Source organism: Planctobacterium marinum (assembly GCF_020687805.1).
Classification (GTDB): Bacteria; Pseudomonadota; Gammaproteobacteria; order Enterobacterales; family Alteromonadaceae; genus Planctobacterium; species Planctobacterium marinum.
Genome location: NZ_JAJEWQ010000010.1, coordinates 1 through 13,180, shown reverse-complemented (window position 1 = coordinate 13,180; position 13,180 = coordinate 1). Strand labels below are relative to the sequence as shown.

Genomic DNA, 13,180 nt, shown 5'->3' with positions numbered 1-13,180 from the left:
ACTTAATCCACATACAACCAGTCAGCTATGTAATCCTGACTTTGTTTCAACTGTTGTTGCCAGGTACCTTGTTTCACCACCGTGGGTTTGATCAGGATCACCAGTTCGCGTTTCACTACAGCTTCGCGCTTATTGCGAAACAGATTACCCAGAACCGGGATATCGCCGACAAAGGGCGTTTTGGAAATATTGTCTGTGGTACTGGTGGACATCAGGCCACCAATCACCACTATTTCGCCGGAGCGCGCCTGAATAACCGTATCAGATTCACGAATGTTACTTTGCGCCAGTGGCAATACCAGTTCTTCCTGATTAATGGTAACCACCTTTTGCTGCTCTTCAGTCTCAATAACAGAAGGATGAACATGCAGCAGAACACTGCCGCGCTCGTCAATTTGCGGAGTGACATCCAGGGCGATGCCGGAAAAGAAAGGGGTTAATTCTACATCTGGTGTCGTTGACGTGGTACTGGCATTGGTGGTGCTTTGATTGGATACATCGGTAACGAAGTATTCATCACTGCCCACTTTGATGACTGCTTTTTGATTATTGAGCGCCGTTACCCTTGGGCTGGACAACACCTGCACATTTCCCTGAGTAGACAACAAAGACAGTACCCCGGAGAAATCCTGATTGATAAACGACAGGCTGGAAATTCCCCCCAGGGCACCGGTTATTTCGTTCCCGGAGGTAGTGGCTCCGGCTGCAAAGCGAAAATCGGTAGAGCCGGAATGCGACAGAATCTGGGTCCAGTTGATACCCTGCTGGTACTCGTCACTTAATGTCAGTTCAATCACCCGGGCTTCCAGAATCACCTGACGCTGCACGCTTTCCTGAGAAGCCTGCAAAAACTTGCGCACCTGACGCAATTCATCAGGCATAGCCCTTACAGAAACCAGGCCCGCCTGAGGCGACACCACGACACTGCGCCCCTGCTCTGCGCCCACCATAGAAATCAATGCGGCCTGTAATTGCGCCCAGAAGTTAGTTTGAGTTGTGGTTGAGATTGTGGTGCCGTTGCCGCCGCCACTTAACCCGGTAAGATTATTGCTGTTATTGTTGCCGCGATTACCGCCCCCAAGGCCGCTGTTATTATTACCGCTGCTGCCACCAAATTGCGATACACCGCCGGTGCTGACGCTACTGGATGTGCTGCCATCGCGTTGCATAAGCAAATAGTTGACGGCGAATGTTTCGGTGCGGATCCCGGAGGGGTAAACCCGATATACATTGCCGGTTTGCTGTACATCGTAGCCATAGATTTCCTGCACAATTTCAAACACGTCCTGCAGGCGTACCTGCTTCAGATCCAGAGTAATACTGCCCTGTACTTCAGGATGTATGGCGATACTGTAGTGGCTGTTTTTAACTAATCCGGAAAAGAAAGTACGGGCATCCACCTGGTTTGCCTGAATGTCCAGGCGAGGTTCGCCGAATAGCTCCCGCTCTTTTTGTACGGGAAGCTCGGGGCGCAGCGCTTCTGCCACCGACTGGGGTACGGTCTGTAGTGGCTGAGTGGCACCCTGTTCGTCGTCGTCCTCAGAGATTGCCTGGCCCAGTGCAGACCTTGCGGGTTGTGTCATTTCTGGACGGCTGGAACTCTGACACGCGGCCAGAATTACCGACAAGAAAACCAGAATAGCGCATCTAATGATCATAATTTGATTCGGTAATAAAATCTGTTTTACTTATTGTTATTTCTTTTTCGAGGTCGTTTAATTTTAAAATGATACTGTAGGGTTTCACCTGGCTGAGTATTACATTGCGCCAGTGAGCCCCTTCATAAACCACCTCATTGTTAATTATTGCATATTTCACAGGATCCGTAACCACAATTGCGGATAACTTTGCGTTTGGGAAAGCGGCATTATTGCCCTGCCCGGACGCACTCCCCAGCGCCGCACCGTCCTGCGTTGCCGCGCCGCCCTCTTCGTCCACGGCCAAAACCGCTTTATTTGCCGGACGCGTAGGATCTTTCAATATCTGTCGTGCCAGTACATTCCCGGATGCCATCAATAAACACAATATCATCACAAACATTCGCATATCAGACTCCAATAAAGGCTTTACTGGTGCTGAGGGTATACAATTCAATTTCCGCCCTGGCTTTGGGGTGCTCCTCCACAATGTAATCAAATCGCTTCCAGTAAAAGCGCCACTCAAGCGACTCAATTTCATTGAGATACTCCCAAATATGGCCATATTCACCTTCCAGGACCAGTAACACGCCATGCTGAAATAAATTAACCCGGGCACCGCTGTCTGCATTGATGTCCATCATCCTCACCGGCGGAATAGACTCCATCTGCAGCACTTTGAGCTTTCTGGACTGGCTTAAAATCTTTTCCAATACCTCCGGCATTTTGTTTGCCGGGATCAAATCCACCGTTTGTTCACGCAGCTTTTCATCTATCTCTGTAATTTGCTGTGCAAACTTTTCGCGGTTTTTGCGCAAGGGTTCGTTGGGATCTTCCGCGAGCTCTAATTCTACGGCCTGAATTTGAGTGTCTAACTGACCCGATTGAGACTTCTGCCTCTCCACAGTCCGGGTTAGCTTTTCAATTTCAATTTGTACCGGCTCAACTAACCACACATAGCCACCGAACAACACGGCCACCAAACCGCTAAACAGCGCCAGCGTTTTTTCACGGGTCGACAATTCCGCGAACTTATCTTCCACATCAGACCAGCGTTTTATATCAATATTCATGGTTGCCCGGCTCCCGCAACGCCCGCCGCTTTTTTCAGGACTTCTTTTTCAACTGCCAGTTCTACCAAATCAGAGCTGATAACAAAATTCAGATTGTCCTGGTCATCTCTGAACATTCTGGCACCGGCAAAACTGCGGCCGGTAAAATAGTTGGATTGGCGCAACTGGCTCACCCAAAACGGTACTTTGGCAGACTCAATGGTGGCGCCTTCCATGCGAATTTTTTGTTCGTGAATGCTGATACGCGTTAACCAAACGCCATCCACATGATTAAGCGCCAGATCTTCCATCAGCATAGAAAAGCCCTGATTTTTCAGTTGCTCACGTCCGCGAAGTTCATCCAGCAGCAGTCCTTTATCACGTGCTTCATTTTGTAGTTTTTGCACCTGAGAGACCAGGGCCGGATCCTGCGCCCGGGTATCACGGGCATTGGTGAGCATTTTCAACATCTTAGTCTGCTGTGTGTATTTTTGCTGAATATCCCGGGTAGCAACCTGCATGTCGCGATATTCCTGATGGTAATGCTCACTGATGGCAAACAACACAACCCCACTAAACAACCACATCAGCAGGACAAATCCTGCAGTAAACAAATTTAGTTTCGGTTTCAGTTCATCCGGAAAGAGGTTAACGCGGTACTTCACGCGGCATCTCCTTCTTCGACATCAACCGGTAAGGCTTTGTCTGTGGTGGCAAACGCGCCCCCCAATGCGGCTAATGAGGCATCGGTAAAACTCAATGATTCAAACTTGGGACAATCGGGGATAAAGGCCTCAGCTTCAACCTGCATCGCATCAGTGATCAACTTCGCCAGCACAGCCTGATGCTGGGTATCCAGATTCAGATAAATGCGTTTAACCGGGGCTTGCCGCAACTGGCTCTCAAAAAAGTCCATAGAACGCTGTAACTCAACACTGAGTGTTTCTGATACCCCCATTTGCAATTCCATTTCAGTGAAGGTACTGATTTGTTCATAACCTTTAATGCGTCGCGAGAAGTACATTCTTCCGCCTTTGACGATATTCAGACAAACCTCTGCGCCCGGAGCCTGAAACATGGTGACATAACCATCCTGGTCTTTGGGTAATAACTCACAGGTAGCCAGTTCTTCCACCGTCACACTTTCCACAAACAATCCGGCTTCCAGCACGCCTTTACATACTTCAAATAACTCGGCTTTGGGAATCGCAACCACATTGACCTTATTGGCCCCGGTGGTTTGTGCTGGTAAATCAAAATAATCAATGACCACTTCATCTTGCGTCATGAGCAGGTCTTTTATGGACCATTGCAATGCGGAAGCGATTTCTTCCTCAGGAACGGCGGGTTTATCGGTTTGCACCAGTTTGTATTTTTTGGTGGCAAATACGAGGGTGGTTTTTGTGTTGTTTAGCCCCTGCTCAGACACCAGTTCTTTTAACTGAGTTTGCCAGTCCTGCAGTGGAAGCGTTTGATCAAGCACCCAGGTTTTCTGACCATCAATATCCTGAGTGGCACACACATGCAGGCCGTTGACATCATACTCGATCCCCAACGACGCGAAACCGGACGGCTTGCGATTCATGTAGGAAATCAGTTTTCTCCAACCTATGCGCATATGTTACTTTTTATTCTTGTATTTTTTGGTATTAGAACAAACTCTGGGCAAAATCACCATATCTCGTCTCTCTCTTATCATATTATTTATCTGCAACTTTGTCGGTTTCTTAGACTTTTTCTGACTATTAGCACCTGACGCTACTGCATTAACTGATGTTTATTGTCCCAGAGTCTTTTCATTGAGCAATCCGACAAAAGTATAAAATACTATGTAATTCAATACGTTTTGTGGATTGTACCGGCTTTTGGCAGGGTCTGTTTTATTCTCATTGAATTGCGGATATAGTAGGGCCAGTTGACTATAACCCCGCGACCTCAATGCCTTTTTGCTAAATGGAATTCACCACCATGAAAATGGATTTTATCAAAAAATATCTGCACAGCCTCAGCCGCTATGATGGCTATATAATTCTGTTGGTGGTCACGCTCGGGTTCGGCAGTTTTATGAGCGAATTTTATCACCAGCACAAGCATGTTGACTGGCTCATATTGCCCAAGGTTTCAGACTTTTTCAGCCCCGGAAACGCATACCGAAGCTGCGTCTATACGGTGATATTACTGATACTGTCAACGGTGTTGCGCCATGCCACCAACAACAGTAAAGACAAATCCTGGCGCTATATGGCGGTTATGGCCTTTTCTATTGTGGGTTCGGTCATTGTTGCTCTGATTACCAGTAATCAGCCCTCTGATATGCCCTTCATCTGGGCACTGGCTTTCTCTCTGGTTCACATGGGTTATTGGTGTTGGAAGCGAGAACACATTGAAACCTCCAACTATCAAACCAGGATAAGAGAAACAACCACCCGGCTAGATAAGATACTGAACACCATGCCAAAAGATGAAGCATTCACGGCAATGGGAGTGGGCACAGCCACGACATTTGGCATGTTATCCGTTATCACCGATATGGCCAGGGAAGCCCAAAGTGACGACGAAAAGCGACTGGTCGCCGAAAGTGCCAGAGAGCAAATCAAAAAAGCACTGGCTTCAATGTGTCGCATAGCGTCTTTGTGGACCATATCGAATGCGAGATTATTTGAGGCCAATATAATGGTGGTTACATCAGCTGAAGACGCCGTTAATATTCCTGACGCCGGTGATGCTTTTGAGAGGGGAAGGTACTTTTTTCCTGACCCCTGTACCTTAGAGACACTGAATCTGGGCTGTGCAAAATGCCTGTATTTGCTGCCTGAATTGGCAATCAACAGCAAAGATGGTGGCGAGGTGTTGTTGCAACCGATTATGTTACCGGTGGAATTAACCTCTGAAACTCACCCCGGCGTCATAAAAGGCGCACCGGAGGCGATTGAAACAGGGCGGGTCGTATCAATTCACGATGTAAAAGAAATCATAGACAATCTGCCCGCTAACTACGTCGCCAGACAAAAAGAAGCGATTCAGTCCTATTATGACAGCCAGGAAAACTGTGGTTCTATTCTATCTGTGCCATTAGAGATATCCTCTGGCCCGCTGAAAAACAAAGGACAGATAGTTGATGCCGTCATCAACCTGTATCGCCCGGAAGATGGCCTGATAAAGTCTCCTGAATTGTTTCAGGAGTTTACCCGTCCGCTTGTACTCATGATCGCGAATCTGCTATATTTATACATGAAAAACAAAGAGTTCTGCCATTCCCAGGACACAGATGCAGAAGCTTAGGCAAGAATCAAAATGCAATTTTGAGACAAGTCATTAATGCCTTTAGGCAAAAAAAGTGGTAACTTGCCGATATAGAGTCAAATGACAGTGTTAGCCCCATAGTTTAATTTGAGCAATGGCTCGGAGATAAATGATGAAAGAACAGAAGATTGTCAAAACAGTAAAAGAGCACAAAAAGCCGAGAACAGCTTCCCCTGCAACTTACTATGTTGTTGCCCCTTCTGGTACGTCTAAAGAAGAGCGTTTTGAAAACCTTAAACAGCAATACCAATCCATGTTAGCCGCACAAAATGAAATGCTGCTCGAAAGCGAAATGTTGGTTAAGGCAGTTTACGGTGAGGTAGCTTGCGGCTAACTCGTCCGGATAAATATTTGTAACAAAGGCACCTATCCGGTGCCTTTGTTATTTTTAGGAACCTCGATTGCTCTGAATACGGCTTTGCTGCAATAAAAAACCCCGCGATGGCGGGGTTTTTGTTCATTGAAACTTTACATTGCAAAAGTTGGAAAACTAAAACGGTTAACCACCCGTTTAAAATGTAAAACTTCAGTGTGTGTGTGAGTAGTCCCGATAAAATCCTTTATTTGCTTTGTTATATTATTGTATAAAACAAAAATCATTAGCTATTTCACTTCATTTCGACACCTACAACGTCACATTGTAAAAATACAAATTGAAGTAATGCTATTTTTTACACCTCAATCCAACAACATAACCAAGCATTTGATTTAATTGTATTTTTTCAATGTACAACAAAGCAATTAATGGATTTATCATAACAAATAATGAGGAAAAACTAAACCAGTCATGTAATTTTGAACATGATTTACTCAATTAAACATATGACCTTAGTCACGCAAAGAATAAGGTTACCCTGCATCTGACTGCCTTAAGGCTCCTAATTAGATAACGTTATTGACGTGGGTGCCCATTTTTAACGAGGCAAAGTATTCTATTTGTAGTGAAATGGATATCCGAAAATCACTTCTGCTCTTTTACTAAATAGTGACGATTCCAGACCATCATGCCCGCGCAAAACAAATTTACCCAAAAACCAATTCTTCAGCATAGTAAAGCCCATGGTTTTTTGATAGAACTGAGGTATATGTAGTGAAGACATACTCTTTCAGAATGTAAGGGGAAAATGCATGATTAAATCGACAGGTATGTAACCGATGATGGAAAAGGTTGTTATTGTCATTCTTGGCGGCTTTTTTGGTTTCGCTTTATCAATGTTCAAAGATTACTTTTTTGCCATTAAAAGGCAAAAAACAGAGCGTTATTACCTGGCGATCATTGTATCGGCTTCACTGGAGACGTTTATATCAAAATGCATAGAGGTAGTTTGCGATGATGGGAAATATGGAGAAAGAGACTATCTGGAACCTCAGGTACGCACACCAGATTTCGAACCGATGAAACTGGACGTTGCATGGCAATCCCTTGACAAGGAGTTACTCTATGAATTGTTGACATTGCCTGAAAAAATAAATGACGCCAACGCGCATATTTCCGATGTGTCCGAACATATAGCCAGCGGCCCAGATTTCGAAGAATTTTTTGATATGAGAAAACTGAAGTACTCCGAACTGGGTTTATTGGCATGCTCAATAACTGAAAAGTTAAGAACTGCGGCGAAACTGCCACCTTACGTACAAGGTGAGTGGTCACCCGAAACAATCTTTAATGAACAAAAGGAAATCGCACGCAAAGCAATTGCGGCAACTGAAAAACGCAATAGAGAAGCTTACACAAATCTATATTCGACCTCTAACCCATCAACCTAACCAACAAAGTACAATCTATTTAGCAAAAGGATTTATTGATGTCAGTCCGTGATATAAAAATTAAGGCCCATTCGCAATCAGTTAATAAAGTAGTATCAAGATTCGAAAATGAATTCCAACTGAAAGCAAATGGCGGCAAACCAACCGAGAAGTTGCAAAGCATTATTGAGCAAATTAAGGAAAAAATGCCGGGTATCAATAATGAAATCGACGACCTGATATTGGAGGCGTATGCTATTGGTGCTCAATCTGGATTCGATCGCGCGCTGAGCAGGTTTCAGGATGGTAAGATCAGAGCCAGAAAAGTAGCAAATGAAAGTGAATGGACATTATTCTCAAGTTCTAAAAAGTATCAAATTACTGATGAGTTACCATCGGCCAAAGACGAGACAATTAAAGCTACAGTCCATTTATATTTAGCCGACAGTGGTTTTGAATAACAACCAGCCCATCGCCAGATCAAGAACTCAGCGACCAGAGACGCTTGTATAGAATAGCTTGGCGGCAATAAAAGCTTCTCTGGTATCGCCTGAGTCCCATTGAATAAAACTAGCAATTTTTTCAATTTGACTGTCATCAGGAAATTTCCCTGTCTCTCGCCAATTTGACCAGTCTTTCAATTCTTCTATTCGGATCTTCAACCCACCTGCTGCACCAGCCAGCGTCCCATCTGTGCCAGCCATTTTTATGTAATCGAATATACTGTCTACATACATGTTGTTTACTGACGCTATTGATTCTTTCGTGACAAGAGTCTATTTTTAACCCTTCGAAGCGCAAAAGTACAGGGAACATGGATATGAAAACGTTACTCTTAATTGCACTCGCTCTGCCTCTTATTACTCAAGCACAAAGTTGGCCATCTAGTTTCAGTCAGGCCAAAAGCCGGGCCGAAAAAGATGTATATTTTGACAGGCTCGTTACATTTTACTGTGGTTGCGACTATGTCTTTGATGATACCGAAGACAAAGATGGTGACGGTAACATCACTGAAACGATGATATATCCGCAAAATTGTGGTTATGTTCCCCGAAAGCCTGTTACAAGTTCAGGTAAAGCGAATGCCAGGGCTTCACGGATAGAATGGGAGCATATAATGCCTGCGTCATATTTTGGTAACCACCTCGACCAATGGAAGAATCACCAAAACTATGAGGAGTGTGAGACCAGCAGTGGCAAATCAATTGGCGGGCGACAGTGCGCGGAGAAACTTGTTCCGTGGTTTAAAAAAGCGCATGACGATATGCATAACCTCACTCCGGCTGTCGGTGAGCTCAACGGTGATCGCTCTAATTACCCTTTCGGTGAAATCATAGGTGAGAAACGTGATTACGGAGCCTGTGATTTTGAGGTCAATTTTGATAAGAACTTGGCTGAGCCGCCAGACAATGTAAAAGGGAATATCGCGAGAGTTTATCTTTACATGTCTCAACAACACCCGGAAATTAAGCTCGAACCAGAGGTTTTTCAAATGATGCAACATTGGAATCATCACGATCCTGTAGACCCCTGGGAGTGTGAGAGAGATAAAAGGATCGAGGCGAGTCAGGGGAACAGTAATCCTTTTGTTAGTGCTAAATGCGATTAACCGAATTGGTGGTGAACTTACATTACTTTGGCACGCTTTTAATTGACCATTAGTCGAATTTAGCTTTTTAGGACAAAAATATTTGAATGTTTCATTCAAATTCAGAATGTCAGTATTAAGGGATACAACTCGCATGGACCCGGAAATTTTAAATTTAATCACTACATCGATAGCACTGTTTACTGAAGTATTTGCAGTTGTTGGCATTATCTCAAAAAGAAACGCGAACCGTTCAGGGTTCTCTCATTCTTACCTCAATGCTATAGACATCAAGATATACAAGGTCCTGTTCATTTCAGCAAGTTGGGCACTTATGGTTATGGTTTGGGCGTTAACAACGAATTATTTTGGCTCAGCCGTTATGAAGAGTGAGCTCAGAACTTTTTACGGAATTTTGCTTTCAGTACCAGCCGCGATTATTTCTGTATATGCACTCAAATGGCTTTTTTCTGACAATACTAAAAAGTTTTAAATCCACCAGTTTTACAACAAAAGTAAATGAAAATGGATTTTCAAATCGGAATTAGCAGCGAGATAGCGCTTTTCGTGGAGTATGCACTAAATACTGTGCTACTTGTGAGCTAATCCAAGATAAGGATTTAAGGTTAGCTATAGAATATTCATATCATTTCTAATTTAACAATAAATCGTAAGTGGGGTAGTTAATTTTCGAGGTCGTTAATGAAATCTTCATTTATATCAAGTTCATTGGCAATTGTTTCAGCAACTTCATCATCACTTCCTCGGCACATTTTCGTAGCTTTTTTTAATACATCAACCCCTACAATTGAACTTAGCGAGCATGCTATTGCTATTTTTTTGGTTGTTTCAGACAACTGAGTATTGTCTCTTATTCTAGCCATTTTCATTCTAAATAGTTCTATTTCCTCGTTATCTAGGTTAGACATCAATGACAAAGCAATAGTTGGCAAATCATTTGAAATAAGATCGAGAGATAAAGATTTAATCTCTTTTGGAATGGCATCTGCTTTTTTTTCCGCATTTTTCCTATCAACTTCTCGATCAACCGTCCTTAGTATTATTTGAAGAATTGCGTTAGGCCCCACATTTACCTCCGATTCACCGATCTTTAAATTGAAGAGCGACGATCTAAAGAGCGTCATTGAGGCCATTCCTGCAACCAGAATTTTCACCAACACTAATTTCGCATCATCATTATTTGCCTGGATACCAAAGGTAAATTCGTTAATTTGTATAATGTAAAGTGCCAAAACTGATGCAGCAGCATTAATCATCATGTAAATGATCGAGTGCGAACCTAAAAGTATCTGAAAAGGTTTTTCCTTATAGCGCGAAATTAACTCTGTCGCCCCAAAAACAACACCGATAAAACCTGTAATTAAGTAGAAAAAAAATTCGCTGTTAATAAAAACCTCTTTTATTAATTCAGTCATTTGCTAGTATTTTCGTTTTGAAACGATTGTAGAACTCTCTACCTTCCGTTGTGGGTTCAATTCGCTCATCATTTATTGTTACAAGCTTCTTCTTTTCGAGCAAAGCTAAGTATTTGGCCAACACATTGACCTTCAATTGCACAATTTTTGAGAGTACTTGTAAAGTCAACTTCTTGTCGCCTGGATAATCTATCACTTCGCTCAACACCCTGAATGCGACTTTTCCATGTATCTTACGATTACTTTCTTTGTTGCTCGTTGACCGGGTGTCGGATTTCATGAACTTCAGTCCGTCAACAAAAGATGTGATTGCATTAATGTCAGAAAACTTTCTCATCAGTCTTTACCTGTCAATTAGAATATCCCAATCGTTGTCCAGATGAATTTTTGGAATTTCTGGACCTACAGGTCCGATGTATTTATTAGCGCCATACGCGTATCCAGGACCATAATCTTGAATGACCAGAGGCACAAGGCAGAGTTGGGCGATTCGGGAACCTACTGTGAGTGGTAACGGTGTTTCGCCCAAATTACGCAGTTCTAGTGTTAGACAACCCCGAAATCCTGCTTGTACAGACGTTGCCGTGGCGATATTCAAGCCCAGTCTTCCCCAAGATGAGCGTCCCAGAACCAAGGCGTAGTATTCATGTGGTAAGGTTATATATTCCAACGTTGCTGCCAAAACAAACTGGTGTGGGTGTAGTATAAAATCTCCTTTTGGTGGAACGTAGTATTTTCGGTAAAAAGACTCAACAGATTGAGACATTACGCTTTCAGTTTTTTCAAATCCTTGGAGACACTTTTGTTTTTCGTCAGAGTTAGCAGTCCAATTCGTTGGTTTTGGATTTAAATGGGTATATTTTGAAGTACTATGGACATAAAATGTCGGGCCAAGCCTTAAGTCAACCGATGTCGATGAGTATTGTTTTGACGGATTAATTGTGGGGGTGACATTGAACGGAACTGTACTCCGAATATCTTTTTTAAAGCCTCGTAGCTGCCACAGCGTTTCATCTAATTTTTTAACGGATGCATCAAAGTCCACTCGCTTACGGCTAGAAATAATAAAATCATATAGGCTAATGGAGTATTTTAAGTGTTCAAAAAGTTTGTTTCTGATCAATTCGACTTTGCTGTCACTCTCTTCGGAAAACTCTTTGTTTTCCCAAATCAAATGATCGTTATTTTCATAACATTTTCCATAGTAGTAGATTACACCACCAACTAAAGCCTCCACTGGGCCAATAACTCGAACAAGCTCATCATTACTGTCTTCGAATGCAGGTCGAAAATTATTCATTTCCTGCCGAACTGCATTCCATTGATTGAAATTGGCAACATCGAACTTTTCAACCGGTTTTAATTCCTCTTTCAAGATGTCAATACATTTTAAAAGTTTAAGATGAAGACCGTCGGTTTCGTCACTTTTTTCAACTTCACATGTTTCAACGCCATCCTTGGAAAGCTTCACCATTGTATCCAACGGAGTCTTTAAACCCGATTTTTCCGAGACCATGGTTCGATACCCTTCCATTCTTTTTAAGGCAGTGTGTATCCTTTCATCAGAGGGAGGGTGTGTTCCGGTAGACTCAATAACATGGGAGTCTAAAGGAAGTAAAAACTTTATACAGTAGAAATCAAACGCGGGACCAAATAAAAACGCACCAATTGTATCTGCAATGAACTCTTCAATTTGGCTGGTGAGATCTTTCAGCATTTTGCTGCGCTTGCTTTCCTTTTCATTCCCTAAATTATCAATATAGTTAAAAAGTTCGATTTGTCTTTCGTTAACTGATGCAGATTCGCCCCCCTTTAATTTATCTTGTTCAACAGATAATTCATTCAAAAATACGGTCTTTAATTTAGTCGAGACTTGATGTGATTCGTAAACCCGACAGAATACGTGACCAATCTCATGCCCTATCAAAGACATTAGTGCAAATTCGTCTTCTATTTCATAGGGTATAGTGATCAGGTCGATGCAAGGAAGCTTGCCGTCGTACCCGTCAAAATTGTCGCTATCCAATTGTGAAAAAAGATCAACAACGACATTGAAGTTTAACGAATCTTGCTCATGATAGAGAATAATTATTCTATTCTCGTGATCTATATTGAGTCGTTTGTAGCATTCTTTAATGAGCGGGAGTGTCCACTGAAATGGGGAGCTGTCATAGGCGCTTTTCAGCATCCTTACAAATTGGGAATAAACTTCAACTTTTGAAAGTAACGTAATTGTTGAAAAAAGGCAGGAATCTTGCCTCTCCGCATCATTTATCTCTTTTGAAATAAACTCGAATACAGGATTAAACCGAGGATCTACTTGGTGTTCCTTTAATGAAACGAGCAGTGTATTTAAAGACTTAACTCGTTGACCTTTTATTTCAGACAGCAGCTCCCGCGACATGTATAAATCCTTGC

At 42.8% G+C, this 13,180-nt stretch carries 16 protein-coding genes; 6 read left to right on the top strand and 10 right to left on the bottom strand.

Going from position 1 to position 13,180, the window contains the following annotated elements; all coding sequences use genetic code 11:
• Nucleotides 1-2: 2 nt before the first annotated feature.
• Genes mshL through LJ740_RS21855 form a run of 5 tightly spaced genes read right to left on the bottom strand, consistent with a single transcriptional unit; the run spans nucleotide 3 to nucleotide 4,274 of the window.
• Nucleotides 3-1,658 (bottom strand): pilus (MSHA type) biogenesis protein MshL, encoded by a 1,656-nt coding sequence (gene mshL / locus LJ740_RS21875; RefSeq protein ID WP_377306647.1) that lies wholly within the window; start codon nucleotides 1,656-1,658, stop codon nucleotides 3-5.
• On the bottom strand, nucleotides 1,648-2,046 hold the full coding sequence (locus LJ740_RS21870; RefSeq protein WP_229531270.1) for a hypothetical protein: 399 nt from the start codon (nucleotides 2,044-2,046) through the stop codon (nucleotides 1,648-1,650). Before LJ740_RS21870 ends, mshL begins: the two co-directional genes overlap by 11 nt.
• A gap of 1 nt (nucleotide 2,047) precedes the next feature.
• Complete coding sequence (gene gspM / locus LJ740_RS21865) at nucleotides 2,048-2,710, bottom strand: type II secretion system protein GspM (RefSeq protein WP_229531269.1); 663 nt, start codon at nucleotides 2,708-2,710, stop codon at nucleotides 2,048-2,050.
• Nucleotides 2,707-3,354, bottom strand: a complete 648-nt coding sequence (locus tag LJ740_RS23385) for a PilN domain-containing protein (RefSeq protein WP_229531268.1) — start codon at nucleotides 3,352-3,354, stop codon at nucleotides 2,707-2,709. The genes gspM and LJ740_RS23385 overlap by 4 nt, the downstream gene beginning before the upstream one ends.
• On the bottom strand, nucleotides 3,351-4,274 hold the full coding sequence (locus LJ740_RS21855) for a type IV pilus biogenesis protein PilM (protein ID WP_229531267.1): 924 nt from the start codon (nucleotides 4,272-4,274) through the stop codon (nucleotides 3,351-3,353). The genes LJ740_RS23385 and LJ740_RS21855 overlap by 4 nt, the downstream gene beginning before the upstream one ends.
• A gap of 383 nt (nucleotides 4,275-4,657) precedes the next feature.
• On the opposite strand from LJ740_RS21855, the gene LJ740_RS21850 reads away from it, so the two are divergent.
• A complete protein-coding gene (locus LJ740_RS21850) occupies nucleotides 4,658-5,971 on the top strand; it encodes a hypothetical protein (RefSeq protein ID WP_229531266.1) in 1,314 nt (437 codons plus the stop codon).
• Between the two features lie 130 nt (nucleotides 5,972-6,101).
• Nucleotides 6,102-6,326, top strand: a complete 225-nt coding sequence (locus tag LJ740_RS21845) for a hypothetical protein (protein WP_229531265.1) — start codon at nucleotides 6,102-6,104, stop codon at nucleotides 6,324-6,326.
• 598 nt (nucleotides 6,327-6,924) lie between these two features.
• Here LJ740_RS21845 and LJ740_RS21840 read toward each other — a convergent pair.
• On the bottom strand, nucleotides 6,925-7,092 hold the full coding sequence (locus LJ740_RS21840) for a hypothetical protein (protein WP_229531264.1): 168 nt from the start codon (nucleotides 7,090-7,092) through the stop codon (nucleotides 6,925-6,927).
• Between the two features lie 55 nt (nucleotides 7,093-7,147).
• Between LJ740_RS21840 and LJ740_RS21835 the strand changes: the two genes are divergently transcribed.
• Both LJ740_RS21835 and LJ740_RS21830 read left to right on the top strand, forming a co-directional pair.
• Nucleotides 7,148-7,759 carry a hypothetical protein gene (locus LJ740_RS21835; protein WP_229531263.1) on the top strand — a complete coding sequence of 204 codons (612 nt, stop codon included), beginning with the start codon at nucleotides 7,148-7,150 and terminating at the stop codon, nucleotides 7,757-7,759.
• Nucleotides 7,760-7,797: 38 nt separating this feature from the next.
• Complete coding sequence (locus tag LJ740_RS21830) at nucleotides 7,798-8,199, top strand: hypothetical protein (RefSeq protein WP_229531262.1); 402 nt, start codon at nucleotides 7,798-7,800, stop codon at nucleotides 8,197-8,199.
• A gap of 27 nt (nucleotides 8,200-8,226) precedes the next feature.
• Here LJ740_RS21830 and LJ740_RS21825 read toward each other — a convergent pair whose 3' ends face one another.
• Nucleotides 8,227-8,475, bottom strand: coding sequence for a hypothetical protein (locus tag LJ740_RS21825; RefSeq protein WP_229531261.1), 249 nt, complete (start codon nucleotides 8,473-8,475; stop codon nucleotides 8,227-8,229).
• 83 nt (nucleotides 8,476-8,558) lie between these two features.
• On the opposite strand from LJ740_RS21825, the gene LJ740_RS21820 reads away from it, so the two are divergent.
• The gene (locus tag LJ740_RS21820) at nucleotides 8,559-9,347 is read left to right on the top strand and encodes an endonuclease (protein WP_229531260.1); all 789 of its coding nucleotides are present in this window, start codon (nucleotides 8,559-8,561) and stop codon (nucleotides 9,345-9,347) included.
• 133 nt (nucleotides 9,348-9,480) lie between these two features.
• Nucleotides 9,481-9,819, top strand: coding sequence for a hypothetical protein (locus LJ740_RS21815; RefSeq protein ID WP_229531259.1), 339 nt, complete (start codon nucleotides 9,481-9,483; stop codon nucleotides 9,817-9,819).
• Between the two features lie 190 nt (nucleotides 9,820-10,009).
• On the opposite strand, the gene LJ740_RS21810 is transcribed toward LJ740_RS21815, so the two are convergent.
• The 3 genes from LJ740_RS21810 to dcd all read right to left on the bottom strand — a co-directional run.
• Nucleotides 10,010-10,762 carry a hypothetical protein gene (locus LJ740_RS21810; RefSeq protein ID WP_229531258.1) on the bottom strand — a complete coding sequence of 251 codons (753 nt, stop codon included), beginning with the start codon at nucleotides 10,760-10,762 and terminating at the stop codon, nucleotides 10,010-10,012.
• Entirely contained in the window at nucleotides 10,755-11,099 is a 345-nt protein-coding gene (locus LJ740_RS21805; RefSeq protein ID WP_229531257.1) for a hypothetical protein, read from the bottom strand. The genes LJ740_RS21810 and LJ740_RS21805 overlap by 8 nt, the downstream gene beginning before the upstream one ends.
• 6 nt (nucleotides 11,100-11,105) lie before the next feature.
• On the bottom strand, nucleotides 11,106-13,180 hold a 2,075-nt coding region (gene dcd / locus LJ740_RS21800; protein WP_229531256.1), incomplete at its 5' end, for a dCTP deaminase.